25 protein-coding genes, 1 tRNA gene and 1 riboswitch are annotated in these 24,422 nt (G+C 71.9%); of the genes, 13 read left to right on the top strand and 13 right to left on the bottom strand.

What is annotated here, in order from left to right; all coding sequences use genetic code 11:
• Positions 1-141: 141 nt before the first annotated feature.
• Together D7147_RS29770 and D7147_RS33600 are read right to left on the bottom strand one after the other, a co-directional pair.
• Complete coding sequence (locus D7147_RS29770) at positions 142-1,296, bottom strand: PP2C family protein-serine/threonine phosphatase (RefSeq protein WP_120683642.1); 1,155 nt, start codon at positions 1,294-1,296, stop codon at positions 142-144.
• A gap of 100 nt (positions 1,297-1,396) precedes the next feature.
• Positions 1,397-2,017: a septal ring lytic transglycosylase RlpA family protein gene (locus D7147_RS33600; RefSeq protein WP_233563573.1), complete on the bottom strand. Its 621-nt coding sequence runs from the start codon at positions 2,015-2,017 to the stop codon at positions 1,397-1,399.
• Between the two features lie 232 nt (positions 2,018-2,249).
• Between D7147_RS33600 and D7147_RS29760 the strand changes: the two genes are divergently transcribed.
• Entirely contained in the window at positions 2,250-2,801 is a 552-nt protein-coding gene (locus D7147_RS29760; RefSeq protein ID WP_120683640.1) for a phosphoribosyltransferase, read from the top strand.
• A gap of 55 nt (positions 2,802-2,856) precedes the next feature.
• On the opposite strand, the gene D7147_RS29755 is transcribed toward D7147_RS29760, so the two are convergent.
• Positions 2,857-3,414, bottom strand: coding sequence for an alpha/beta fold hydrolase (locus D7147_RS29755; protein ID WP_233563572.1), 558 nt, complete (start codon positions 3,412-3,414; stop codon positions 2,857-2,859).
• A 111-nt stretch (positions 3,415-3,525) separates the two neighbouring features.
• Between D7147_RS29755 and D7147_RS29750 the strand changes: the two genes are divergently transcribed.
• The gene (locus D7147_RS29750; protein ID WP_120683638.1) at positions 3,526-3,942 is read left to right on the top strand and encodes an ASCH domain-containing protein; all 417 of its coding nucleotides are present in this window, start codon (positions 3,526-3,528) and stop codon (positions 3,940-3,942) included.
• A 131-nt stretch (positions 3,943-4,073) separates the two neighbouring features.
• Here the strand turns inward: D7147_RS29750 and D7147_RS29745 are convergent, their stop codons facing one another.
• Entirely contained in the window at positions 4,074-4,955 is an 882-nt protein-coding gene (locus D7147_RS29745; RefSeq protein WP_120683636.1) for an LLM class flavin-dependent oxidoreductase, read from the bottom strand.
• 67 nt (positions 4,956-5,022) lie between these two features.
• Here D7147_RS29745 and D7147_RS29740 point away from each other — a divergent pair, with 67 nt between their 5' ends.
• Entirely contained in the window at positions 5,023-5,964 is a 942-nt protein-coding gene (locus D7147_RS29740) for a hypothetical protein (protein ID WP_120683634.1), read from the top strand.
• 39 nt (positions 5,965-6,003) lie between these two features.
• Positions 6,004-6,447: a GNAT family N-acetyltransferase gene (locus tag D7147_RS29735; RefSeq protein ID WP_233563571.1), complete on the top strand. Its 444-nt coding sequence runs from the start codon at positions 6,004-6,006 to the stop codon at positions 6,445-6,447.
• 61 nt (positions 6,448-6,508) lie between these two features.
• Here the strand turns inward: D7147_RS29735 and D7147_RS29730 are convergent, their stop codons facing one another.
• From D7147_RS29730 to D7147_RS29720, 3 genes are all read right to left on the bottom strand, one after another.
• A complete protein-coding gene (locus tag D7147_RS29730) occupies positions 6,509-7,057 on the bottom strand; it encodes a hypothetical protein (RefSeq protein ID WP_233563570.1) in 549 nt (182 codons plus the stop codon).
• Positions 7,058-7,167: 110 nt separating this feature from the next.
• Entirely contained in the window at positions 7,168-7,737 is a 570-nt protein-coding gene (locus tag D7147_RS29725; RefSeq protein ID WP_233563569.1) for an NUDIX hydrolase, read from the bottom strand.
• A 286-nt stretch (positions 7,738-8,023) separates the two neighbouring features.
• Positions 8,024-8,464 (bottom strand): VOC family protein, encoded by a 441-nt coding sequence (locus D7147_RS29720; protein WP_233563568.1) that lies wholly within the window; start codon positions 8,462-8,464, stop codon positions 8,024-8,026.
• A 53-nt stretch (positions 8,465-8,517) separates the two neighbouring features.
• On the opposite strand from D7147_RS29720, the gene D7147_RS29715 reads away from it, so the two are divergent.
• A complete protein-coding gene (locus D7147_RS29715) occupies positions 8,518-9,525 on the top strand; it encodes a helix-turn-helix transcriptional regulator (protein ID WP_120683628.1) in 1,008 nt (335 codons plus the stop codon).
• Between the two features lie 114 nt (positions 9,526-9,639).
• Here the strand turns inward: D7147_RS29715 and D7147_RS29710 are convergent.
• Positions 9,640-9,713: transfer RNA gene (locus D7147_RS29710), tRNA-Gly, on the bottom strand.
• A 248-nt stretch (positions 9,714-9,961) separates the two neighbouring features.
• Here D7147_RS29710 and D7147_RS29705 point away from each other — a divergent pair.
• Positions 9,962-10,942, top strand: coding sequence for a zinc metalloprotease (locus tag D7147_RS29705; RefSeq protein WP_120683626.1), 981 nt, complete (start codon positions 9,962-9,964; stop codon positions 10,940-10,942).
• Between the two features lie 73 nt (positions 10,943-11,015).
• Here D7147_RS29705 and D7147_RS29700 read toward each other — a convergent pair whose 3' ends face one another.
• Positions 11,016-11,579, bottom strand: a complete 564-nt coding sequence (locus tag D7147_RS29700; protein WP_120683624.1) for a pyridoxamine 5'-phosphate oxidase family protein — start codon at positions 11,577-11,579, stop codon at positions 11,016-11,018.
• Positions 11,580-11,678: 99 nt separating this feature from the next.
• On the opposite strand from D7147_RS29700, the gene dcd reads away from it, so the two are divergent.
• Positions 11,679-12,257, top strand: coding sequence for a dCTP deaminase (gene dcd, locus D7147_RS29695; RefSeq protein WP_120683622.1), 579 nt, complete (start codon positions 11,679-11,681; stop codon positions 12,255-12,257).
• Positions 12,258-12,349: 92 nt separating this feature from the next.
• Here dcd and D7147_RS29690 read toward each other — a convergent pair whose 3' ends face one another.
• A complete protein-coding gene (locus tag D7147_RS29690) occupies positions 12,350-13,390 on the bottom strand; it encodes a C40 family peptidase (RefSeq protein ID WP_120683620.1) in 1,041 nt (346 codons plus the stop codon).
• 12 nt (positions 13,391-13,402) lie between these two features.
• Positions 13,403-13,540, bottom strand: a riboswitch (cyclic di-AMP (ydaO/yuaA leader).
• A gap of 239 nt (positions 13,541-13,779) precedes the next feature.
• Between D7147_RS29690 and D7147_RS29685 the strand changes: the two genes are divergently transcribed.
• On the top strand, positions 13,780-15,795 hold the full coding sequence (locus D7147_RS29685; protein WP_120683619.1) for an N-acetylmuramoyl-L-alanine amidase: 2,016 nt from the start codon (positions 13,780-13,782) through the stop codon (positions 15,793-15,795).
• A 95-nt stretch (positions 15,796-15,890) separates the two neighbouring features.
• Here D7147_RS29685 and D7147_RS29680 read toward each other — a convergent pair whose 3' ends face one another.
• Complete coding sequence (locus D7147_RS29680; RefSeq protein ID WP_233563567.1) at positions 15,891-16,904, bottom strand: C40 family peptidase; 1,014 nt, start codon at positions 16,902-16,904, stop codon at positions 15,891-15,893.
• A gap of 197 nt (positions 16,905-17,101) precedes the next feature.
• Between D7147_RS29680 and D7147_RS29675 the strand changes: the two genes are divergently transcribed.
• Complete coding sequence (locus D7147_RS29675) at positions 17,102-17,779, top strand: GOLPH3/VPS74 family protein (protein WP_120683617.1); 678 nt, start codon at positions 17,102-17,104, stop codon at positions 17,777-17,779.
• 66 nt (positions 17,780-17,845) lie between these two features.
• On the opposite strand, the gene D7147_RS29670 is transcribed toward D7147_RS29675, so the two are convergent.
• A complete protein-coding gene (locus tag D7147_RS29670; RefSeq protein WP_120683615.1) occupies positions 17,846-20,047 on the bottom strand; it encodes a (Fe-S)-binding protein in 2,202 nt (733 codons plus the stop codon).
• Between the two features lie 295 nt (positions 20,048-20,342).
• Positions 20,343-20,606, bottom strand: coding sequence for a cell division protein CrgA (locus D7147_RS29665; RefSeq protein WP_120683613.1), 264 nt, complete (start codon positions 20,604-20,606; stop codon positions 20,343-20,345).
• Between the two features lie 218 nt (positions 20,607-20,824).
• Between D7147_RS29665 and D7147_RS29660 the strand changes: the two genes are divergently transcribed.
• From D7147_RS29660 to D7147_RS29645, 4 genes are read left to right on the top strand one after another with little or no spacing between them, the layout of a single operon-like run.
• Positions 20,825-21,631: a DUF881 domain-containing protein gene (locus D7147_RS29660; RefSeq protein WP_120683611.1), complete on the top strand. Its 807-nt coding sequence runs from the start codon at positions 20,825-20,827 to the stop codon at positions 21,629-21,631.
• A gap of 22 nt (positions 21,632-21,653) precedes the next feature.
• A complete protein-coding gene (locus tag D7147_RS29655) occupies positions 21,654-23,369 on the top strand; it encodes a class E sortase (RefSeq protein ID WP_233563566.1) in 1,716 nt (571 codons plus the stop codon).
• 6 nt (positions 23,370-23,375) lie between these two features.
• Positions 23,376-23,660, top strand: coding sequence for a hypothetical protein (locus D7147_RS29650; protein ID WP_120683609.1), 285 nt, complete (start codon positions 23,376-23,378; stop codon positions 23,658-23,660).
• A 4-nt stretch (positions 23,661-23,664) separates the two neighbouring features.
• Complete coding sequence (locus D7147_RS29645) at positions 23,665-24,315, top strand: aminodeoxychorismate/anthranilate synthase component II (RefSeq protein WP_120683606.1); 651 nt, start codon at positions 23,665-23,667, stop codon at positions 24,313-24,315.
• Positions 24,316-24,422 lie beyond the last annotated feature (107 nt).

Here is a 24,422-nt window from a genome sequence, read left to right as displayed (position 1 = left end):
CAGGTGTTACCGATCAGTAACTCCGACTCTATTACCGGCAAGTAGACAGCGACAAGCCGATCACCGAAGTGACGGCGATTACACAGTCGCGAGCGGCGCCCCGGCGGCGGTCGGGGCGCCCGTCGCCGGGAGCCGGTGGCGTCAGCTCTCGGCCGCGCCGACCTCCCAGCTCGGCACGGCCGCGCCCGCCCCGGTGCGTGCACCCGTGTACTCCATCAGGACCAGGGCGATGTCGTCGTCGAGGCGGCCGTGCACCCACTCGACCAGGGCCGTCTCCAGCGAGGCGAGCCCGTCGGCGACGGTGCCGTGGCCCAGCAGCCGCCAGGCCCGGTCGGCGGTCGGGAAGAACTCCCCGTCGCGGCGCGCCTCACCGAGGCCGTCGGTGAAGAGCAGCAGGCGGTCCCCGGGTTCCAGCCGCTCGACCCTCGGCCGCACGGCCGGCATGAACCCGAGCGGGGGCGCCGGCGCGGGCGGTTCGAGCGGGATCACCGCGCCCCGCCGGAGCAGCAGCGGCGGCGGATGTCCACAGTTGACGATGGTGAGCGTCCCGCCCCGCTCCTCGACGATCGCGGCGGTGACGAAGTCCTCGTCACCGACGCTGCGGGCGACGGCCCGGTCCAGGTCGGCGACGACGGCGCGCAGGTCCGCCCGCTCGAACGCCACGTGCCGGTACGACCCGAGCACGATGCTCGCCAGCCGGACGGCGTCCAGCCCCTTGCCGCGCACGTCGCCGATGATCATGCGGACGCCGTACGGGGTATCGAGCGCCTCGTACAGGTCACCGCCGATCTCCGCCGTGGCGGTCGACGAGATGTAGCGCCCGGCGACCGAGAGCGTGCCGACCTGCGGGCCGAGCGGGCGCAGTACCGCCTGCTGGGCCACCGCCGCGAGCTTGGAGAGCTCGGCGATCCGCTCGGCCTGCCGCTGCCGCACCGAGGCCACCGCCGCCGCGATCCCGGTGGCGAGCGCGATGCCCGCCACGTTCACCCCGTTCATCAGGGAGACGGACTTGTCGCAGGCGGCGTCGGCGGTGCCGATGGCGGTGGCCGCGAACGTGGCTCCGATGGCGGTGGCCGCGACGCCGACCCCCAGCACCACCCGCCAGGACGCCAGCGCGGCGGCGAGGAAGGGCGCGGCCACCATCAGCGCGATGTAGTGCGCCGCGCGTCCGTCCGCCAGCTCCACCGCCGAGACGATCATGAGCAGGACGACAGCCGCGCCGAGACCGGCGCGGGATCCGGGGCTCAGCGGGCCGCGGCCCGACTGGAAGGGATGCGTACGTACGAAGGACAGCATGCCTGATCGACGTGAACGGGTGAATGAACCTGGCCCGTCGTCCGAGCAGGTTCTGTCCGGCCGGGTCGTGACGTCGGCCGTATCGCCGCCGAACACCCGCTCAGCCGAGCACCTCGTAACGGACCGTCATCGCGCCGACGTCGAGCGAGGCGATGTCGGCGAAGGCGGCCCGGGACAGATCGAGGCAGCGTCCGTCGACGAAGGGGCCACGGTCGTTGATCCGTACGACGACGGACTTCCCGTTCTCCGGGTTGGTCACCCGGACCTTGGTGCCGAACGCCAGGGTCTTGTGCGCCGCGGTCAACGCGTCCGGGTTGAAGTTCTCCCCGTTCGCGGTCAGCTGGCCGTCGGAGTAGAAGGAGGCGCCGCAGGAGCCGCTCTGCAGGACGCTCGGCGCGGGCGTGGTCTTCTTCGCCGTCGGCTTCGGGGCGGCCGTCCGCGCCTTGCCCCGGGAGGCCGCCTGGGTACGCGTCGGCGTCGGGCTGGCGGTGGCGCTCGGCGTGCTGCTGGGGCTCGGCGACGCAGCCGGCGAGCTGGGCGCCGCGCTGGTCGGCAGGGCGCTGGGGGTGAGCTCGATGGCGACCGGACGGGCGTCCGTACCCGAGGTCAGGTGCACGGCGCCGAAGGCGCCCCCGACGGCGAGTGCGACGCCGAGCGCCGCCGTCGCCGCGATACCGGCCGGTGAGGAGATCCTGCGGGTACGGGAGTGCCTACCAGTCACCAGCCCGGTCCTTTCGTCCGCTGAGCAAGCCGGGTCGGACCGTAACGAGAGAGGTACTTCCGAAGTCAACGTGATCATGGTGGTATGCCCGTAATTGCGGGTATACGTGTAGCCGATCATCCGACCCGTGATCCACCGGGCGGCCGGGCTCTCCCGGCCCGGCCGAGCCGCTCCGCACCCCGGCCGCCGACCCGCTCCACCGCCGCCCGGGCCGCTGCCGGAGGATGGGCAGATGCCCGCCGAGCTGAGGGAACGCCTGATCGAGCTGTTCCGCTGGATCGACCCGGGGCCGGGCTCGACACACCTGGTCAGCGACGTCTCCGGCTGGTGGCGGGACCCGGAGGTGCTGGCCGGGCTCGGGCCGGCCCTGGTGGCGCCGTTCCGCGCCGCCCGTCCCACCGTGGTGCTCGCCCCCGCGGTGACCGGCCTGCTGGTCGGCCCCCTCGCCGCCACCGCGCTCGGAGTCGGCTTCGTACCGGCGCACAAGCCCGGCGACGGGCGGCTGCCCGCCGGAGCGCTGACCTGGGCGCAGAGCCCGCCGGACTTCCGCGGCCGCCAGGTCGACCTGGCCGTCCGGGAGCGGCACCTCGACCCCGGCGACCGGGTGCTGGTGGTGGACGACTGGGTGGCGACCGGCGCGCAGGTACGCGCCCTCTACGACATCTGCGCGGCACGCGGGGCCGAGCCCGTCGGCACCGCCGCCGTCGCCGTCGACTGCACCCCGGAGACCGCCGCCGAGCTGCGGATACGCGGGCTGGTCACCGGCGCCGAGCTGCACGGTTGACCCCGGTCGAGCCGGCCGTCGGCGCACCGACCGAGGCCGCCGCCGAGCGGGCGTCCTACGCCGCCCAGATCACCTGGACGAACTCCTCGACAGCGGTGCAGACCCGGCCCAGCGCCTCAGCCGAGCGGACCAGCGGCCCCGGCAACATCAGCGAGTGGTCCGCCTCCGGGATCTCCACCAGGTGCGGGGTGAGCCGGCGGGCCGCCACGCTGTCCCAGGTCCGGTCCGCCGCGCCGCCGATCAGCAGGAACGGGGCCTCCGCCCGCCGCAGGGCGTCGACCACCTCGGGCAGGTGCAGCAGCGGGGTCAGCCAGATCGCGGGCAGCGCCCGATCGGCGGCCACCGGAGCCGCCAGGCTGCCGAGCGACTTGCCCACCAACAGGTCGGCCGGCTCGGTCAGGGTCGGCAGGACCCGCTCCGCCACCCACGGGCCACGCTGCTCGTCGGTGAGCCCGGCCGGGTACTCCCAACTGATCTCGTGCAGCTCGAACCGGGCCCGGCGCAGCGACTCCCCGACGTACGCGAACAACGGCGCCCGGGTGTCGTACCCCATGCCGGGGATGAGGACGGCGCGTCGCTCCGCCATGGTCGCCTCCTGATCGTCGACTGCCACCCCCGTCACCGTAGCCCCGAGCGCAGCGGTCCGGGGCCGGCCTGCGACCGCGCCGGGGCCTCCGGGGAAAACCAGCGGCACGGCGAACCACCCTCGCCTAGCCTCGGCAGGATGTGGCCTCGGATCGGCGAACTCCGCACGCTCGCCCTCGGCACCCCCGGTGAGCTGCGCAGCACCCTGAACGGCCTGGTGCTCGCCGGCGTGAAGACGGCGACCGCGGGTCTGCTCAGCGAGTACGCCGAGGAGGGCGAGGAGCTGGAGCGGGTCGGCGAGCGGCTGGTGCTGGTCGACGACGACGACCGCCTGGTCGGCCTCGTACAGGTCACCGGCGTCGAGGTGCTCCGCTTCGCCGACGTCGGCTGGGACTTCGCCCGCTCCGAGGGCGAGGGGGACCTCTCGCTTGAGGACTGGCGCTCGGGTCACGCCGCGTACTGGGCCCGCCTCGGCACCCCGGTCACGGACGACACCGACGTGGTCTGCGTGCGCTTCCGCCTCATGCCGACCGACGACGGAGTTCTCGGCACCTGAGCGGCCCGCCCGCCCCGGACCGGCTCAGGCTCGGCACGGCTCAGGCCCGGCACGGCTCAGGCCCGGCCGCCCCGGCGCGGCTCAGGCCCGGCCGCCCCGGCGCGGCTCAGGCCTGTCCGCCCCGGCACGGCTCAGGCTCGGCGCAGCTCCGGCAGCAGCCGGGTGGCCACGTCCACCAGGGTCTCCTCGTCGCCCGCGTACCAGCTGCTGGCGCGCGGCCAGTGCGTCACCACGTCGGTGAAGCCCAGGTCGGCGGCGCGCCCGACCTGATCGGCGAAGAACTGGGCGCTGCTCAGCGAGAAGACCGGGGCCGCGTCCATCGAGAGGTAGCGGTCCAGGGTCGCCGGGTCACGACCGGCCTCGTCCAGCGCCCGGTCCAGCCGGGCCGAGAGCTTCGCGACCCCGGCCCACCAGGCGTCCAGCTCCTCCTCGCCACCGCCGGTGGTGACCCAACCCTCGCCGAAGCGCGTCACCAGCCGCATCGAGCGCGGCCCGTTCGCGGCCACCACGAACGGCACGCGCGGGGTCTGCACGCAGCCGGGGTTGTTCCGGGCGTCGACTGCGGAGAACCACTCGCCGCGCCAGGTCGCGCCGTCCTCCCGCAGCACCAGGTCGAGCAGCTCGACGAACTCCGCGAACCGGTCCACCCGCTGCCGTGGGGGCAGGGTCTCCCCACCCAGCACCGCCGAGTCGAAGCCGATGCCGCCGGAGCCGACGCCGAGCAGCGTACGGCCGCCGGAGATGTCGTCCAGCGCGGTGATCTGCCGGGCGAAGGCCGCCGGGTGGCGGAAGTTCGGCGAGGCCACCAGCGTGCCGAGCTTGATCTGCGACGTCACGGTCGCCGCCGCGGTGAGCGTGGCCATCGAGTCGAACCAGGGGCCGTCGACCAGGTCACGCCAGCCCAGGTGGTCGTACGTCCACGCGTGGTCGAAGCTCCACTCCTCCGCCTGCCGCCAGCGCCGCTGCGACTCGGCCCAGCGCTGGTCGGGGAGGATCACGATGCCAATACGCATGATCGCAGCCTAGCCGCGCCACCGGTGATCCCTTGACCCCATATTGATCATCGATATACCGTCCGGCATGCGCGAACGCCTGGGCCGACCGGAGAGTCGTACCGTCATCGTCTGGGCGGCGCTCACGGCCCTGATCTGCGGCCTCTTCAGCGCCGCGCTCGCCACCTGGGGCGCCTGGCACACGGCGCGGCCGCTGCCGGACGCCGCCGAGACCACCGCGCTCGTCGCCGAGCTCCTACCGGGGTACGAGGTCAACGAGATCGATCCGGGGGCCGCCCTCTTCACCTTCTACAGCCAGCCGCTGCGTCCCCGGAATCTGAAGTCCCTGCTCCTCCTCGACGGCGGGGAGTACCAGCAGGGCTCGTCCGTGGCGACCGTCCGGACCGCGCCCCGCGCCGCCCAGCAGGAGATGGTGGCGCTCGCCGAACGCCGGCTCCGGGAGACCGGCTGGCGCACGTTCCCGCCGCACGTCACGCCGGAGCTGACCTGCCGCGCCGGCGGTGGCTGCACGCCGGCCGGCGGGCCGGACAACGTCAGCGTCGTCGCGCGTCGCGACGACACCGGCGTCGACATCCATTGGCTCGCGAACCCGTCGATCGACGGCACGCACCTCACCGTGGCCGTGTACCGGGACACCCCGCCCGCCGTGCTGCCCGCCGGCATCGGCGGTGGCCTGGTCGGCGCCCTCCTCGGCGGGCTGGTCTTCGCCTGGGCGAGCCGCCGGACGCGGCACCCGCACCCCGCCGCCAACGGCGTGACCGTCCTCTACGCGGTCACCATGCTGTTCTGGTGGGCACCGGTGCTGCTCGCCGCGCCGCAGCTGCTCGGGCACCACCGCGACGAACCGCACCCGGTGTGGCATCCGCTCTGGGAGTGGCTCGGCCAGCCCGCGCTCTCCCTCTTCTTCGTGGTCGGGGCGGGCTGCGCGCTCTTCGCGCTGGCCCTGGCCATGGTGCCCCGACGCGACACCGATCCGCTCGCCACTCCCGCCCCGGAGTTCGCCCGATAAACCGGTGACGCGGATCGGACCGGCGGCTAGGTTGGCGCGGTGCCCGAGCTTCAGCTACTGACCATCGGCCACGCGGACGCGCTGCTCGACTTCGAGCGAGACAACCGGGAGTTCTTCGCCCGATCCGTGCCGGACCGGGGCGACGACTACTTCACGGGGTTCGCCACCCGCCAGGCCGAACTGCTCGCCGAGCAGGCCGCCGGGCTGTGCCACTTCCACGTCCTGGTCGACGCCGACGGGTCGGTGCTGGGTCGGTTCAATCTGGTCGACGTCTCCGCCGACCGCAGCGCGGATCTGGGCTTCCGGGTGGCGGAGCGGGTGACCGGTCGCGGAGTGGCCACCGACGCCGTCCGCCGGGTCTGCGCGTTGGCCCGGGAGGGGTACGGGCTGCACCGGCTGTACGCCTCGGCCGCGCTGGAGAACGCCGGCTCACTCGGGGTGCTGCGGCGCACCGGCTTCGTCCCGTCGGCGAGGTCGTGCTGAGCGGCCGCCCCGGGATCAGGCACGTCCTCGAGTTGACGGTCTGACCGGACACGCTCCGCGCTCAACGTCCGGCGCGCCGCTTGTGCTTGGACCTGCTCGTGAACGCACCGCGGACGGCTGTTCGGGCCCGCCGCGGTGGCCTGCGCCCCGGGAACCAGCGCCGCCAGGGAACTCGGGACAGTGTCAGCAGCACCCCCAGGAGCAGAATTGCGAAGCCGGCTGCCCCCAGCACGCCCTGTAGCCGGCCGCGATGCCCACTGAGCTGCTCGAAGTCGGTTACGAAATCACTCGGATCAGCGCGGTTCACCCAGATCCGCACCTCGTCGCCGTACGACCGGCAGACCTCGACGCAGGGGACCTCCTGCTCGTACGTCCGGCCGCCGAGGTCGTAGCGGAAGTACATGGTGGTCTTGCCGCGACCCTTCGTGGTCCGGTCGTAGATGATCGCCTGCGCCGGCTCTCCGCCGGCCCGCAGTTCGACGGCCCATTCGTCGAGCTTGTTCTGGGTGTGGATCGGCAGCCAGAGCAGGAGCCCGCCGACCACCAGCAACAGGACGCAGCCGACCGCTCGCCAGGGCGGGGTGTTCAGCCGGGTGAGCACAGCAAGCACGCGATCATCGTGCCGTCCTGGTGCAATCGCCCCGACCTCTCGGACGACCGGCGCTACGACGGGCCGGCTGCGGCGGGCCCGACCCGCCGCCGGCGACAGCTGTCGGCCGCCTACCGGACCGGAAGGGCCGCCAGCTTGCCCAGCACCCGGTTCAGGTGCGGTTCGACGGACGCCGGGGCGGCCACCTCCTCCGGCGACCACCACCGAACGCCGCGGAACTCGCCGAGGTCGGGACGAAGCTCCTGACCCCGGTCGCCGCTCAACACGAACCAGAGACTCACGTCGACGTGCTGCTCCTCCGGCGGGCCGACCGTCCGGCTGACGGTGACGAAGACCGGCCGCTCCCCGAAGCGCGGGTGGAAGACCGCCGGGACTCCCAGCTCCTCCAGCACCTCCCGGCGTACCGTCTCGGCCGGATGCTCCCCGGGCTCGACGTGGCCGCCGCTGGGCAGCCACATTCCGGCCTTGCGGTGGTCGACGAGCAGGACGCCTCCGTCCGTCTCGTCGCGCAGGAGAAAGTACGCCACCAGGTGCGGCGACGGGGTGCGCGGCTTCGCCCGGCGGAAGATGTCCTCGGTCCCGGCCAGCCAGGCGCGGCACTCCGCGCGGTGCTGCGCCTCCAGCTCGTCCACCGGCACGATCGCGTCGACCATTGCCCGAATCTCGTCGTGTACCCGCACCCGGCGGATGGTGCCAACTCTGCGCACCCGCGGTCAACGCCGGCAGCGGCCGGCAAGGCTCGACCCGGAGCGCTGCGGCCCGACCGTCGATAGACTCGGAGGTACGAGAGCTACGGAGGCGTCCGATGCTTGAGACAGCAGTGGTCGTGGTGCTGGTCGCACTCGAGGTGCTCTTCTGGGCCGGGCTGGTCACCGCGGTCCGTCGCGGCCACGCGCGAAGGCGGCCGACGTTGTAGGCACGACCCGCTGCTTCTTGCGCTCTGCTCAGCGAGTTCTTGCGCTCTGGTCAGCGAGCGAACTTCTCGATGGCGGCCGGCGTGACCGGGGTGAAGAAGTTGACGAGGTTGCCGTCCGGGTCACGGAAGAGCAGCGAGCGGTTGCCCCAGGGCAGCGTGGTGGGCTCGTTGACGAAGTCCTCGACGAAACCGGTCAGGTTCTGATGCACCCGGTCCACGTCGTCGACGAGGAACTCGATGATCACGGAGTGGTTGTCGGCCGGGCGCGCGGAGCCGGGCGCGAAGAGCGGGACGGTGCGGGTGCTGCCGATCGCGAGGGTGCCGGAGGCGGTCCGCAGCTCGGCGAAGTCTTCGGTGGCCCAGTCCGCCTGCACTCCGGTGACCCGCTCGTAGAAGTCGACGAGGCGCGCGATGTCGCCGGTGATGATGCGGATCGAGACGAGGTTCATGTTGATCTTTCCTTGATAGGCGGAGCCGTTCGACTTGCCCACGTTAGACCCGATACCGGACAGAATCGGTCCAGTATTCACGCTAGGTTCAGGGCGTGGCTCGACCTACTGCTCAGGTCCTCACCCTGCTGGAGCTCCTGCAGTCGGGCGGCATCCGGACGGTGGCCGAGCTCGCCGACCGGCTGGGCGTCGACGGGCGCACCGTGCGGCGGTACGTGGGCCACCTGATCGACCTCGACGTGCCCGTCGAATCGGTGCGCGGTCGCTACGGCGGGTACCGACTCGCTCCCGGGTACCGCATGCCCCCACTCATGCTCAGCGACGACGAAGCCCTCGCCGTACTGCTCGGTCTGCTGGCGGGTCGCCGAAGCGGGCTGATGACCACGGCCGGCACGGCGAGCGAGACGGCCGCAGCCAAGATCCGCCGGGTACTGCCCGAGCGCCTCGCCCGCCGGCTCGACGCCGTGCTCGAGACCCTCGCCTTCACGGCTCCGCTCGGCGAGCTCGCCGCCCCGCAGACGGCCGTCCTGCTCGCTGTCGCCGATGCGGTCCGCTACCACCGGCCGATCTCGATCAGATACACCGCCGCCGACGGCCGACGCAGTCAACGCACGCTGCACCCGTACGGGCTCGTCGCCCATTCGGGACGGTGGTACGTCACGGGCACGGACCCCGAGATCGGCGAGGACCGCACGTTCCGGCTCGATCGCATCACGGACGCGCGGACCCTGCCCGGCTCGTTCGAGCCGGTCGCCGGAATCGATCCGGCGCAGCGCCTCCTCTCCGCGCTCGCCGAGGCCCCGTACCGGTATGAGGTGACCCTGCGGATCAAGGCGACGGTGGAGCAGATCCGCAGCCGACTTCCCGCCAGCGTGGCGAGCATCGAGGAGCCCCCGGCGGACGCGGATCCCGGGGCCGAGGGCTGGCTCCGCGTCGAACTGCGCGCGGAGCGGCTCGACTGGCTGCCTCCGCTGCTCGCCTCGCTCGACCGGCCGTTCATCATCGAGCGGCCGGACGAACTCCGCGGCCTCATCAGCGCGCTCGCCGACCGACTCGCGGCCTCCGCCCACAGAGTCCGTCCCGCACCCGACGACAGCCCCTGAGGCCTGGTCGCAGAGCCCTTGGCGTCGAGCGCTTATCGGCATGGCGAGCGAACGGCGATAGACAAAGCGAAGGCCCAGCGTCGGGAATTGCTTCCTGACCTGGGTCTTTGCCGTTGGAGCGGGTGACGGGAATCGAACCCGCACTGTCAGCTTGGGAAGCTGATGTTCTGCCATTGAACTACACCCGCAAGCGGCACCACTGTACCCGAGTCGCCAGCCTCCCGCATCCAGGTACCCCCGCGGCGCAGCGGCCGACCGCCAGGCCGGGCGGGCCGCGTCGGACGGCGTCCAAGGCGACGCCCCCGGTCCGCCAGATACTTTCACCACGGCAATATATAGGTGTTCTCAAATCTCTCGATGGCTTGTAACGTCTGCCTCACGTTCTCAGCCACGGCGTGACACACCTCCCGTCGCGCCGCCAGAAAGAGGTGGGCCCATGGGACTCCGTCCCAACCTGCTGACCCGGCGTGCCGCCGGCGTCGCCTCCACGACCCTCGCGCTGCTGCTCAGCACGGCAGCGGTCGGCGTCGCTCCGGCCGCTTCGGCCTTCTCCGCCGCCCCTGGAGGCACCTGCGTCGAGCCGGCCGACGCGCACGCCGACGCCCGCGTCAAGGCCGGCGGCGCCGCGAAGCACGAACCGAACGAGCTGACCGCCGCGCAGATCAAGGAGCGGGAGGCCGACCTGGCCGCCGCGCTGCGTGAGCGCGCCAGCCGGCGTACGGGTGCTGTCGTGCCGCTCGCCACCGTCACGATCCCGGTGGTCGTGCACGTGATCCAGGAGAACAACACGCGGGCCGGCGGCAACATCCCGGACTCGATGATCCAGAGCCAGATCACCGTGCTCAACCAGGCGTACAGCGGCGCGACCGGCGGGGCGGTCACGGCCTTCGCCTTTCAGCTGAGCAAGATCAACCGGGTGGTCAACCCGTCGTGGTACCCGATCCTCGAAGGCTCCTCGGCCGAGCGCTCGATGAAGTCGTCGCTGCGTGAGGGTGGCAAGAACACCTTGAACCTCTACCTGGGCGACGTGACCCCCGGCCTGCTCGGCTGGGCGACCTTCCCGCAGCAACGGCTCAGCAGCACCGACGGCGTGGTCGTGCTCAACGAGTCGCTGCCCGGCGGCACCGAGCCCAACTACAACCAGGGCGACACCGGCACCCACGAGGTCGGCCACTGGCTGAACCTCTACCACACCTTCCAGGGCGGCTGCTCCGCCTCGGGCGACGGCGTCGCGGACACGCCGGCCGAGGCCTCACCGGCGTACCAGTGCCCGACCGGTCGGAACACCTGCAGCGCGGCCGGCCTGGACCCGATCACGAACTTCATGGACTACACCTACGACTCGTGCATGTACCAGTTCACCCCTGGGCAGGCGAGCCGCATGTTGACCGCGTGGAACGCCTACCGCGCGGCCTGACGTCGACGCGTACGACCGGTGCCGGCCCCGTCGCCACGGGGCCGGCACCGGCGTTTCGCCCCCCAGGACGCGGTCAGGCCGCCGAGCGCTGGACGTCGCGGCGCCCGCGGCGGCCGGGTCGGGTCTGCGGCACCACGGGGGTGGGGCCGAGCCGCCGATCGTCGGCATGCGGGTCGAGCCAGACCTGCACCGCCGGACGGCCGTGCCCCTCGCCCGGCCCGCCCGCGCTGCCGGCGTCACGCCGGGAGAGCATCGCCACGTCGACGGTGAACTCGAAGAGCCGCCAGTCGACCTGCGGCGCGGCCCCGGCCCGGGCCGCGAGCCGGGCCACGCGGGCCTGGTCGGTGACCGGCCGGGCCTGCCCCGCCACGTAGGCCTCGTCGTCGCTCTCCTCCGGCGGGAAGGAGTGCAGCGCGTAGCGGCCGTCCCGCTCCAGGTCACGCCGCTTCGGCGAGTCGATGATGAAGCAGAAGAGCCCCTCGTCGGTGATCACCGGCGACACCGGGTGCACCCGGGGCCCGCCGTCGGCACGGACCGTGGCCAGGTAGCCGAAGCCCGGACCGTACTGCTGCATGAGAACGCGGATCCCGTCGGCGAGCCGGGGCTCGTCAGCGGCGAATTCGGACCAGGAAGCCATGCGGGCATTCTATCGAACAAATGTTCTAGAGGCGACGCGACGCGCTGGTCACGGGCACCGGATTCGAGCTGTCCGAACGTGCCTCGCTATGGTGGTCCGATGCTGCTCTCCGACCGCGACCTGGTCTCCGAGATCAAGGCCGGCTCGCTCGGGCTGGAGCCGTTCGAGCCCACCCTGGTGCAACCGTCGAGCATCGACGTACGTCTCGACCGGCTCTTCCGGGTCTTCAACAACCACCTCTACACCCACATCGATCCGGCACAGCAGCAGGACGACCTGACGTCGGTGGTCGAGGTCCCCGACGGGGAGCCGTTCGTGCTGCACCCGGGGGAGTTCGTGCTCGCCTCGACGCTCGAGGTCATCTCACTCGGCGAGCAGCTCGCCGGCCGGCTGGAGGGCAAGTCGAGCCTGGGCCGCCTCGGTCTGCTGACCCACTCCACCGCCGGCTTCATCGATCCGGGGTTCTCCGGCCACGTGACCCTGGAGCTGTCGAACGTGGCGAACCTTCCGATCACGCTCTGGCCAGGCATGAAGATCGGCCAGCTCTGCATCTTCCGGCTCTCGTCGCCCGCCGAGCACCCGTACGGTTCGGCCGTCTACGGCTCGCGCTACCAGGGGCAGCGCGGCCCGACCCCGAGCCGGGCCTGGCAGAACTGGCGTACCTGGCCCACCCGCTGACCGACCGACCGGCCGACCAGGCTGCTCGTTCACGGAAAGAGTGGTCATTCGCGCGCGGATGACCACTCTTTCCGTGAACGTGCGCGGACGCGTCAGTCGGGACGGCCGAAGCTGTGGATCGGGCCGTCGTCGACCTTCTTCATCTTGACCGGCACTCCGGCCTGGGAGGCGTGCACCACCCATCCGCCGCCGACGTACATGCCGACGTGGTGCAGGTCGCTGTAGTAGAAGACGAGGTCGCCGGGGCGGAGGTCGGCCCGGCTCACCGTCTTCGTCGCCCGGCGCTGCTGCGCGGCGTTGTGCGGCAGCGACACCCCGGCCTTGGCCCAGGCCGCGAGCATGAGCCCCGAGCAGTCGTACGAGTCGGGGCCGTCGGCCCCCCAGACGTAGGGCTTGCCGATCTGGGCGCAGGCGAACTTCACCGCCACCCCGGCCGCGCCACCCGGATAGGTGGCCGGGCACGGGGCCGGCCGCAGCGAGCCACCGCCACCGTTGCCGTACACCTTGATGCGCAGCTTCTGCAGCCGCTCGATCTCGGTGTTGATCTGCTTCTTCTTCGCCGCCAGCTGGGCCTCGGTACGGGTCAGCTCGGTGACCAGCTCGTCCAGCGGCGCCTTCTGCCGGGCCAGTTGGTCGCGCAATTCGACGACCTGGGCGACGTCCTGCTGCTGGTTGTGGGCGAACCGGTCGAGCAGCTCCAACTGCCCGACGACGTCACCCGGCGACTGGCTGCCGAGCAGCGCGTTGACGGTCGAGAGGTTCTCGCCCTTGTACGCCCGCACCGCGAGCACGCCGACCTTGTTCATGGCCTGGTCGATCCGGAGCTGCAGTGGCTTGATCCGGGCGGCGAGCGCATCGGCCTGCCGACGCTTGGCGGTGAGTTCCTGACGGGTCGCGTTGTGCCGCTCGATGACGGGTTCGAGCTTGTTCCAGTCCTGGTCGATCTGGCGCTCGATCTCGGCGACCGACGGGTCCGCGTGGGCCGCGGTGGCGCCGCCGCCGAGGACGACGCCGATGCCGACGAGGGCGGCGAGGACGGTGGTGAAGCGGGACCAGCGTGGACGCGGCGCACCCGTCGTCGGGCCGGCTGTCGCCGGCCGTCCGGACGGAGGCCGCGGGGCATGGTGGGCCACCGGGCTCCGTACTCCTTCTTCCCTGACCGCCTACCGGGTTAGCTGACGGGTTCGGGCGGGAAGGTCGGCGCCCTACCGCAGTGGCTGCGGATTCACCCCGGGAACCTGGGTCCCCGGCTCGCTCGGGGAGCGACTCGGCGGTGTCGGACCGTTACCGCCCTGGTTGGACGGACCTGTTGCCGGCCGACGATTGACCAGACTAGAGACCCTCGTTACCGATCCGCAACCCTTCAGGCGGTGACACTCCGTGCATGGCGCGGCGGAACGCACTCTCCGTGCGAATCTCGAAGATTTTTTTCCTATGCGATGGGCAGATCGAAAGGTATTGACCGAGGCGGGCCGGCGGAGCGAAGGTGACCAATACCTGACCCGTCCTTACTGGGGGCCCGATGCATCGATCAACCATCTCCAGGAGCAGGCGCGCCCTGCTCGCCGCCGCGGTGGTCAGCGCCACCGCGGCCGTGCCACTGACCGGCGTCCCGGCCAACGCCGCGCCGGCCGGCGACCGCCAGCAGCAGTACGTCGCCGCAGCGACCGCATACGGGGTGCCGGAGAGCGTCCTGCTCGGCGTCTCGTACCTGGAATCCAGGTGGGACACCCACGCCGGCACGCCCAGCACGAGCGGCGGCTACGGCCCGCTGCACCTCACCGACGCGGCTCACGTCGCGAACCTGCCCGCCGCTTCGCACGTCGACGAGGGCGAGGACCCGCGCGGTGACACGTCCCGGCCGTTGACCCTCGGTGCGCCGAAGAAGTCCGCAGCCGACGCACCCGCACCCGCGGCGCTACGGACCCTCCAGGCCGCTGCGGCGCTCACCGGGGCCGACGCCGAGGCACTCCGCACCGACCCCGCCACCAACATCCGGGGCGGCGCGGCCCTGCTCGCCTCGTACCAGGAACAGCTGGGCGGCCCGGTGGGCGCGGCGACCGACCCGGGGGCCTGGTACGCGGCGGTGGCCCGCTACTCCGGCGCGGAGACCGAGGAGACGGCGACCGCCTTCGCCGACGAGGTGTACGACCAGATCCGACTCGGCGCGAGCCGACGTACCGACGACGGGCACCAGGTCACCCTCCGCGCACGGAAGGTGACCACGGAGACCGGCGCGCTGCATCGGCTCGGGCTGCGCGAGCCGCAGGGGCGCGCCGGAGTCGAGTGCCCGGCGCGGCTCGGCTGCGAGTGGATCCCCGCGCCGTACGAGCAGTACGGCCCGACCGTCGGCGACTACGGCAACCACGACCTGGGTGACCGGCCGGCGCAGCAGAAGATCGAGTACATCGTCATCCACGACACCGAGGGGTACTACCAGCCCAGCGTCGGCCTCGTGCAGCAGGCGGACTACCTGGGCTGGCACTACACGCTGCGCTCGGTGGACGGCCACGTGGCGCAGCACGTGAAGGCCGAGGACGTCGGCTGGCAGGCCGGCAACTGGTACGTCAACGCGAAGTCGATAGGCATCGAGCACGAGGGCTTCGCCGGCCACGGCACCTGGTACACCGAGGCGATGTACCGCGCCTCGGCCAAGCTGGTCCGGTACCTGGCGCTCAGGTTCGGCATCCCACTGGACCGGCAGCACATCATCGGGCACGACAACGTGCCCGGGACGGTGGCCTCGACGGTGGCCGGCATGCACTGGGACCCGGGCCCGTACTGGGACTGGTCGCACTACTTCGACCTGCTGAAGGCGCCGTTCCGGACCACCGGCACCAAGCGGACCGGCCTGGTCACCATCGACCCGGACTTCGCCGCCAACCGGCCGGCGTTCGTCGGCTGCAACCGGCAGCCGCCGGGCGTGCCGAACCCGCCGCCGCCCGCCGAGCCCTGCCCGCTGCGCGGCTCGTCCGCGGTCGTCCTGCACAGCGCGCCGAGCCAGGACGCCCCGCTCGTCAACGACCTGGGTCTGCGTCCGGACGGCTCGCCGAACACCATGTACATCTCCGACCACGGCGCCCGGGCCTCCGCCGGCCAGACGTACGCGGTGGCCGAGGTGCGCGGTGACTGGACGGCGATCTGGTACCTCGGGCAGAAGGCTTGGTTCCACAACCCCGCCTCGGCACCCACCGCCAGGTGGGCCACCGGTTTCGTGGTGACCCCGAAGCCGGGGAAGGCGACGATCCCGGTCTACGGCCGGGCCTACCCGGAGCAGGACGCCTACCCGGCCGGCGTGGCGTACCAGACGATCTCCCCGTTGCAGTACACGCTCGCCGCCGGTCAGCGGTACGCCGTCGGCGACGTGCTGCCGAGCGAGTACTACAAGGCCACCACCTTCGACGGCTCGTCCCCGGGCGACTGGACGGTGATCCGGGGCGACCTGCGGTACGTGCAGATCCAGTTCGGGCACCGCATCATGTACGTCAACCTCGACGACGTGCTGCTGCTCCCGTCCCTGGTGGGCGCGCCCCGCTGACGAGCGCGGGCAGCGCGGGTGAGCGTGCCGAGAGACACGAGGGCCCCCGGTCTTCTCGACCGGGGGCCCTCGACGTTCGCGACGTTCGGGGTGGATCAGCCGGGTCGTCGGAAGCCGGCGACCGGCATGTAGTTGATGCTCGTCACCTGGACCGGTTTACCGGCCCGTGGCGCGTGGACCATCTGGTCGTTGCCGAGGTAGAGCCCGACGTGGTGCAGGTCGCTGAAGAAGAAGACCAGGTCACCCGGGCGGGCCTCGGAGCGCGGAATGGCCTTGCCCTCGTTCCACTGCGCGCCCGTGAAGTGCGTGAGGCTGATCCCGGCGGCCTTGTACGCGTACTGGGTCAGGCCGGAGCAGTCGAACGAGTTCGGGCCGGTGGCACCCCAGACGTACGGGTCGCCGACCTGCTTGCAGGCCGTCTGGATCGCGGTGCGCGCCGCCTCGCTGACCACGCCCTTGATGGTGGGGCAGTTCTCCGGCATGACGACCGACTTCGGCAGCAGCTTCTCCAGCCGCTTGATCTCGCCGTCGATCTTCTTCTTCTTGGCGGCGAGCTCGTTCTGCTGCTTCGTCTGGGTGGTGATGAGCGTGTCGAGCTTCTGCTTCTCCGCGTCGTACTTGGCGCGGATCTTCAGGATGCCCTCGACCTGCTTGTGCTCCTGGCGGGCCAGCCGGTCGAGGATGGTGAGCTGCTCGGTAAGCGTGTCCGGCTTGGCGCTGACCAGCAGGGCGCCGAGGTCCTGCGACGGACCGCTGATGTAGTAACGGGAGGCGAGGTCACCGACCCGGGTCATCGCCAGCTCGGTCTGGAGACTGAGCGGCTCGATCTTCTTCTCCAGCTGGGTCGACTTCTTCTGGTTGACCTTCAGCTGCGCCCGCACCTTGTTGTACTGCTCGATCGTGGGTTCCAGCTGCTCCCACTGCTTGTCGATCTGCGCCTCGATCTCCTCGACCGTGGGCGCGGCGTGGGCCGGCGCGGCGAGCAGGCCGGCGCCGACGGCCGCGGCAGCGACCAGTGTGAGCAGGCGGTGGGCAGCCCGACGCAGGCCACCCGGACGAGCGGAACGTCCCGGTGCGTGACGATGGGGGGGCATGGTTGCCACCGGCACCGACTCCTTTGTAACCGACCGCCAGGCGCCTCGCAGAGGGGAAGGAGGCGAGGGCAGACGTCCACAGCGGTCGGTGCCCCACGATAGGGAAGCGCCGGAGCGGAATCAAGGCGAGGCCGCGCGTCGTCACTCCGGCGGAATGCGCCGCCTACCAAGGGTGCCGGTCTCCGGTGGCGGGGCGCGGCTAGCGTCGGGCCATGCCGCAACTCACCCTCGCCCACGAACTTGCCCTGCTCGGCTACGACGACGCGGGCGTCAACCGCCTCGGCGCGCCGCATCTCGGCTACGGCCTCGCGGGTGCGCTGCTGCTCGAACTCGCCCTCGCCGAGCGGGTGACGGTCGTCGACGGCCGCCTCGCGGCCACCAGTGCGGAGCCGCTCGGCGTGCCGCTCCTGGACGACGCGCTCGCCCGGATCGTCGCTCACGGCAAGCGTCGCCGGCCGCGGGACTGGATCATGCCGCTCGCCAAGGGCCTGCCGGACCGGGTGCTGGACGGGCTCGTCGACGCCGGGGTGCTGCGCCGCGAGTCGGACCGGGTGCTCTGGGTCTTCCCGCGTACCCGCTACCCATCGCCGACCGGCGCGGAGCCGGCGGCGGAGACGCAGGCACGTCAGCGGATGCTCGCGGCGGTGGCCGGGGACGGCCCGGTCGAGCCGCGGACCGCGGCGCTGATCAGCCTGACCCAGGCCGTCGGCCTGCACCGCAAGCTCTTCGGCGAGCTGCCGAAGCCGCAGGTCAAGCGACGTCTGGCGGAGATCTCCGAGGCCGACTGGGCGTCGGCGGCGACGAAACGGGCGATCGCCGACACGCAGGCCGCGGTGCTGGCGGCCACCACCGCCAGCACCGCCGCGATCATGGTGAGCACGACCTCCTGAGCGCACCGGCGCATCGCGGTGGCGGGTGGCCGCCGCCGCGGGGCCGCTCTCCTGCGGGCGTACGCCTCAGCCGGCGACCGGCTCGGCCTCCTTGTCACCCTGGGCCTGCTCGGGCTTGACCGAGCGGAGCAGCACGCTCGCCACGTCGATCACCTCGACCTGCTCGCCGGCGCCCTTGCCGTTCACCCCGTCGCTGAGCATGGTCGAGCAGAACGGGCAGCCGACCGCCACCGTCTTGGCGCCGGTGGCCATGGCCTCCTCGACGCGCTCGACGTTGATCCGCTTGCCGATCTTCTCCTCCATCCACATCCGGGCGCCGCCGGCGCCGCAGCAGAAGGAGCGCTCGCTGTTGCGCGGCATCTCGGTGATCTCGGCCTCGCCCAGGGCGCTGCCCAGCACCTCGCGCGGCGCGGCGAAGACCCGGTTGTGCCGGCCCAGGTAGCAGGGGTCGTGGTAGGTGACGCCGCCGTCGACGGGCTGGACGGGGGTGAGCTTGCCGGTGGCCACCAGGTGGGCCAGCAGTTGGGTGTGGTGTACGACCTCGAACTCACCGCCGAGCTGGTCGTACTCGTTGCCGAGGGTGTTGAAGCAGTGCGGGCAGGTGGCGACGATCTTGCGCTTGCTCTTCTCCCGGCCCTCGAACGCCTCGTTGAGCGTCTCGACGTTCTGCTGGGCGAGCATCTGGAAGACGAACTCGTTGCCGATCCGGCGGGCCGGGTCGCCCGAGCAGGTCTCCCCCTCACCGAGGATGGCGAAGGAGACGCCGGCCTCGTTGAGCAGCGTGGCGACGGCCCGGGTGGTCTTCTTCGCCCGGTCCTCGAACGCGCCGGCGCAGCCGACCCAGAAGAGGTACTCGAAGTCGTCGACCTCGCCGACCCGGGGCACCTCGAAGTCGAGCCCCTTGGTCCAGTCCTCGCGGGTGCTCTGCGGGGCGCCCCACGGGTTCCCCTTGTTCTCCAGGTTGCGGAGCATGACGCCGGCCTCGGACGGGAAGTTCGACTCGATGAGCACCTGGTAGCGGCGCATGTCGACGATGTGGTCCACGTGCTCGATGTCGACCGGGCACTGCTCGACGCAGGCGCCACAGGTGGTGCAGGACCAGAGCACGTCCGGGTCGATGACACCACCGGACTCGGCGGTGCCGATCAGCGGCTTGTCGGCCTCGGCGAGCGCCAGTACGTCGACGTGGGCGAGCTGCGCGGCGGTGGCCTTCTCCTCGCCGGTCAGGTCCTTGCCGCCGCCGGCCAGCAGGTAGGGCGCCTTGGCGTACGCGTGGTCGCGCAGACTCAGCACGAGCAGCTTCGGTGACAGCGGCTTGCCGGTGTTCCAGGCGGGGCACTGCGACTGGCAGCGGCCGCACTCGGTGCAGGTGCTGAAGTCGAGCAGCCCCTTCCAGGTGAACTGCTCGACCTGGGCGACGCCGAACTGGTCCTTCTCCGGGTCGGCCTCCTCGAAGTCCAGCGGCTTCCCGTTGCTGGTCATCGGGCGCAGGGCGCCGAGGCCGGAGCCCGCGGCCTTCGCCGGCTCTCGCTTGAAGAAGATGTTGAAGAAGGCCAGAAAGCGGTGCCAGGCCACGCCCATGGTGACGTTCAGCGAGATCACGATGAGCCAGGTCATCGAAATGACGATCTTGATGAGGGCGGCGACGCTGACGCCGGACTCCCAGGCCGGGAGGGCGTTGCCGAGCGCGTGGCTGACCGGGGTGGCCCAGACCGGGTACTCGAAGTGGTCGGTGGAGACCTTGAAGCCCCGGATCACGAAGCCGAAGATCAGGACCAGCAGCACGACCCACTCGACGAAGTAGCCCTGCCACATGGTCGAGCCGGTGAACCGGGAGCGTCCGCCCGGTCGGCTGGGCCGGTTGCGCAGCCGGATCGCCATCAGCACCAGGATGCCGAGCAGGCCCAGCACCCCGATGATCTCGGTGGCCAGGCCGAAGACCGTCCAGTGCCCGATGATCGGCAGCTCGCCGGTGGAGCTGACCACCTCGAAGTACGCCTCGAGCACCAGCAGCGACAGCACGATGAACCCGACCATCACGAACCAGTGCGCGGCGCCCACCACGCTCCACTTGAGCATGCGGGTGTGGCCGGCGGTCTCGACCAGCATCGTCCTCGTGCGGGCGCCCTTGTCGGCGAGGCGCTCGGGGGCGGGTTGACCCAGCCGGATGACGGCCACCATCTTCAGGACCGCGCGTACCGCCAGCCCCACCGCCACCGCGGTGATGGCGGCCGCGAGAACCGTGGCGACGATCTGGACGCTGCCCATCGAGTTGGCCTCCCGGTCTGCTGCCTGTCGAGCGACTCGGCGACCGGGCCGACTCGGGCCGCGAGCGACGCGCCGCCGCTGCCCTGCCCTCGACCGGACCGGTCCATGACCGCGCTCCACCCGGTCATTCAGTGCAGCCTACGCGCAAGGTTACCCATCAGTAACGTGAGTCATCTCGCACCCGGGCCGCGCCGCCCTGCGCACACCATAGGGGCCCCCGCCCGAAACCGCCGGGCGGGGGCAACGTCGAGTGAGATGGATCGACCCTGGCGGCGGCCGAGGCCGCCGCTCGGGATCAACGCCAGCGCGAGAGCAGGATCAGCGAGGCGACCATCGCGCCGAAGCCCACCGCGAGGTTCCAGTAACCCCACGACATGACCGGATACGCCTGCTCGGAGAGGTAGTAGACCACCAGCCAGCCGATGCCGACGACGATCAGCGCGACCGCGGCGATCGGCAGCCAGGCCGGGCTAGGCTTGCGCGTCGCCGCCGTCGCCGTCGGGCGTACGTCCGTCGGCGGGGTGTACACCTTCTTCTTGCGGACCTGAGACTTGGGCACGACGCTCTCCAGAGGGGGTTATTGCGACCTCGTCCGGCCTGACAACCGGGCGCGGGGGCGACGGTCCATGGCCAATAATGTTCGACAGCTAGCGTAGTCCGGAAGGCCCGTCCAATCCACGAATGGGGTCAGGCCGGTGCGAGGAGTGACCGGAAAAGGCGAAAGTATTCGGATCCTCGCCCCGGTCGCGACATGAGGACGACGGGAAGGAACGCTCGGTGGAGTACACATCCGGCGCTGCCTCCTGGCAGAAGGTGCTCCGGCGCGTCGGCGCCGGGCTGCTGCCACGGCGCCCGCGGCAACGGCGACCGGGCTGGTCGGTCGGCGTACCGCTGATCGCCGCCGCGGCCGGGCTCCTCTTCACCACCACCGCGACCACCGCCGGCGGCACCGCCCTGCGCGAGGACCGACGCCCCCAGCTCACCCAGTTGATCGAGGAACGCCGGCAGCAGGTCGCCGCGAGTGAGCGCGAGGCGGCGACCTTGCGCCAGGACATCGAGGAGCGGACCACCGCGCTCGGTGAACAGGACGGCCCGATCCGGGGCCAGCAGGACCGCGCCGCCGACAGCCTGCAGCCGGCCGGCTTCACCGCACTGACCGGCGTCGGTGTCACGGTCGAGCTCAACGACGCGCCCCGCCGCAACGACCAGCGCCTGCCCGAGGGGGTGAGCAACGACGACCTGGTGGTCCACCAGGGCGACGTCCAGGCGGTGGTGAACGCCCTCTGGGCCGGCGGCGCGGAGGCCATGGCAATCATGAACGTCCGCGTACTCGCCACCAGCGCGGTACGCTGCGTCGGAAACACCCTGCTGCTACACGGCCGGGTGTATTCCCCACCATTCAAGATCGTAGCGATCGGCGATCCGACTTCCCTGCAGAAGGCTCTCGCCGAGTCCGAGGGAGTCCAGTTGTTCCGGGACGCGGTCGAGCACTACCAGCTCGGCTACCGGGAGGACGTCTCCACGGTCGCCGTGCCGGCGTTCGAGGACTCGACAGCGCTGCGCTCGGCGAAGGTGCTTCAGTGACCCGCGCGGCGAAGGTGCTCCAGTGAACGACGACGACCGGCCCGACGGGCGGCATCGCGGCCAGGCCGACGAGCCGACGGCGTTCCTGCCCAAGGTCGACCGCTCCGAGCCGGGCGCCGGCCGCTCCCGGGGCGCCTGGCCCGACCCCGTGCCGCCGACCCGCGCACCGGCCACGCCGCCGGCGGGCGCGGATGACGCCGTCCCACGCCTGGCCGGGCCGCCGGACCCGACCCGCCGCCCCTGGACGAACCCGCCCCCCGCCTCCGGCGACGCCCACCCGGGACGCCCAGACTGGTCCTCCCCGGAGACCGGCCGACCCCCTGCCCGGCCCGTCGCGCACCCCGACGCCCCGCCACCGTGGCCCGGTGCCACCCGACCGGCGTCTCCCGCCGGCGCGGGAGGCGGCTTCGCGGCCCCCGGCGGTTCGCCGACCCACCCGAGCGCCGGAGGCGACGCCCCGGGCCGGCCGGCCGAGTACGCCCGGCCGACCACCGCCGACCCCTCCGTGCGACCGGCCGCCCCCGGCGGCCACCCGGGTCAACCGCCCACCGGCGGATCCGCACCCCGGGCGGCCGCCTCGAACTGGCCCCCGCACACCCAACCCGGTGCCGGCGAGCCCGCACGCGCGCAGCCGCGGCCCGCGGCCCCGCCCGACGCCGCGCCGGGCGGTCCTCCCGCCCCGGCGTCGTCGGGCACCCGGCCGCCGAGCGGCGGACACCCGCCGAACAGCGCTGGGGACAGCCCGACCGCGCTCATCCCCACCGTCGCTCCGCGGGGCGAACGGGCCTCCGGTCGGCCGAACGCCGCGGGCACGCCCGCCGCTGACCCGGCGGCGACCGCACTCATCCCGGCCGTCTCCGGCGCCACGGCGCGGCCTCCGGCGATCGACTCGACCGCGTTGATGGGCGCGGTACCGAAGACGTCGGAGACCGACGACCCGGCGGAGACCGGGCCCACCGAGCCGCCCCGTCCCCGCCGAGGCGAGCGGGTCGTCAAGCTACGCCCGGAGCAGACGGGCAAGGGCTACAAGAGCGTCTACTCGGAGCTGACCCGGCCGTCCTTCGGCTCCCGGCTGCGCGGCGGTCTCCGGGTCACCGGCGAGGTCCTGATGACCTTCGGCCTGGTCGTGCTCCTCTTCGCCGGGTACGAGGTCTGGGGCAAGTCCGCGATCGTGGACGCCCACCAGAACGATCTCAGCCAGGAGCTCGCACAGGCGTGGGGGCCGACCGGGGACCCGACGATCTCCGCTCCCGCCGCCCCGTCGGTCAAGCCCTCCCCACCCGTACGGGGCAAGCCCATCGCGGGCCTCTACATCCCGAAGCTCGAGAAGAACTGGGTCGTCGTCGAGGGCGTGACCCAGGCCGACATCCGGTACGCCCCGGGCCACTACCCGGAGAGCGCCCTGCCGGGCCAGGTCGGCAACTTCTCCGTCGCCGGGCACCGCAACCGCGCCACGTTCTGGCGCCTCGACGAGCTGCGCGACGGCGACTCGATCGTGGTCGAGAGCAAGACCGACTGGTACGTCTACAAGGTCTCCAAGACCCGGATAGTCAAGCCCACCCAGGTGGAGGTGGTGGCGGCGGTCCCGGGCGAACCCGATAAGAAACCGACCAAACGGATGCTTACCCTCACCACCTGCAACCCGAAGTTCGACAACTACCAGCGGTTGATCGTCCACGCCGAGCTGGACCGGACGCAGCCGAAGTCGGACGGTCGCCCGACGGAGCTGGGGGGCTGACGGGCGATGTACTCGTGGATCTGGCGCAAGCTCCCGTTCGGCCTGGTCGGCAAGCTGACCGGATCCGTGCTGCTCACCGCCGCGACGGTGGCCCTGCTCTGGTACGTGGTCTTCCCGTGGGCCGAGCCCCTGCTGCCCTTCGACGACGTGCAGGTCACCCAGGACTCCGAGGTGCCCGGTGCGCCGCCCGGCGAGGTGATCCCCGGTGACGACGCCCCAGCCGGCGACGAGCACGACCTGCCGTATGACACCGAGCGGAACAACACCCCGCCCGCCTCCCCGAACCGGTGACACCATGCGCGTCCTTGTGATCGACAACTACGACTCGTTCGTGTTCAACCTCGTGCAGTACCTCGGCCAGCTCGGGGTGGAGTGCGAGGTACGCCGAAACGACGAGATCGACGTCGCCGAAGTGGGGAAGATCGGCGCGGCCGGCATCCTCCTCTCGCCCGGGCCGGGCAGCCCCGACCGCGCCGGCATCTGCCTGGACGTCATCCGGGAGTACGCCGGCGAGCTGCCCATCCTCGGCGTCTGCCTCGGTCACCAGGCGATCGGCGAGGCGTTCGGCGCAACGGTCGCCCGCGCGCCCGAGCTGCTGCACGGCAAGACCTCCGAGGTGCGACACCAGTCGGTGGGCGTACTCGCCGGCCTGCCGGACCCGTTCACCGCGACCCGCTACCACTCGCTCGCGGTGCTGCCCGAGACGCTGCCGGACGAGCTGGAGGCCACCGCCTGGACGGGCTCGGGGGTGGTGATGGCGATGCGTCACCGCAGCCTCCCCATCGAGGGCGTGCAGTTCCACCCGGAGTCGGTCCTCACCGAGGGCGGGCACCTGATGCTCGCCAACTGGCTCGCCGGCTGCGGTCACCCCGAGGCGCTGGAGCGGGCACCGGCGCTGGCCGCCGAGGTCGACGCGCGCCGCCGGGCCGCCTTCAGCGCCGCCTGACCCACTGGGCGTCCCCGGACGTCGAATGGCCGGCCGGGTGACCTGGCGTGGGCCGCGACTCCGACGACCTGCAGCCGCCGGGCGAGGTCCGGCGCCGCCGGCCGCGA

Source organism: Micromonospora musae (assembly GCF_003626545.1).
Lineage (GTDB): Bacteria > Actinomycetota > Actinomycetes > Mycobacteriales > Micromonosporaceae > Micromonospora > Micromonospora musae.
The sequence above is the reverse complement of the archived record's forward strand: the minus strand, read 5'-3'. Positions and strand labels throughout refer to the sequence as shown.

Coding starts and splice junctions, on each gene's coding strand:
- D7147_RS29770 (WP_120683642.1), bottom strand. CDS start 1,296: ATGCTGTCCTTCGTACGTACGCATCCCTTCCAGTCGGGCCGCGGCCCG.
- D7147_RS29760 (WP_120683640.1), top strand. CDS start 2,250: ATGCCCGCCGAGCTGAGGGAACGCCTGATCGAGCTGTTCCGCTGGATC.
- D7147_RS29750 (WP_120683638.1), top strand. CDS start 3,526: ATGTGGCCTCGGATCGGCGAACTCCGCACGCTCGCCCTCGGCACCCCC.
- D7147_RS29745 (WP_120683636.1), bottom strand. CDS start 4,955: ATGCGTATTGGCATCGTGATCCTCCCCGACCAGCGCTGGGCCGAGTCG.
- D7147_RS29740 (WP_120683634.1), top strand. CDS start 5,023: ATGCGCGAACGCCTGGGCCGACCGGAGAGTCGTACCGTCATCGTCTGG.
- D7147_RS29705 (WP_120683626.1), top strand. CDS start 9,962: ATGGGACTCCGTCCCAACCTGCTGACCCGGCGTGCCGCCGGCGTCGCC.
- D7147_RS29700 (WP_120683624.1), bottom strand. CDS start 11,579: ATGGCTTCCTGGTCCGAATTCGCCGCTGACGAGCCCCGGCTCGCCGAC.
- dcd (WP_120683622.1), top strand. CDS start 11,679: ATGCTGCTCTCCGACCGCGACCTGGTCTCCGAGATCAAGGCCGGCTCG.
- D7147_RS29685 (WP_120683619.1), top strand. CDS start 13,780: ATGCATCGATCAACCATCTCCAGGAGCAGGCGCGCCCTGCTCGCCGCC.
- D7147_RS29675 (WP_120683617.1), top strand. CDS start 17,102: ATGCCGCAACTCACCCTCGCCCACGAACTTGCCCTGCTCGGCTACGAC.
- D7147_RS29670 (WP_120683615.1), bottom strand. CDS start 20,047: ATGGGCAGCGTCCAGATCGTCGCCACGGTTCTCGCGGCCGCCATCACC.
- D7147_RS29650 (WP_120683609.1), top strand. CDS start 23,376: ATGTACTCGTGGATCTGGCGCAAGCTCCCGTTCGGCCTGGTCGGCAAG.
- D7147_RS29645 (WP_120683606.1), top strand. CDS start 23,665: ATGCGCGTCCTTGTGATCGACAACTACGACTCGTTCGTGTTCAACCTC.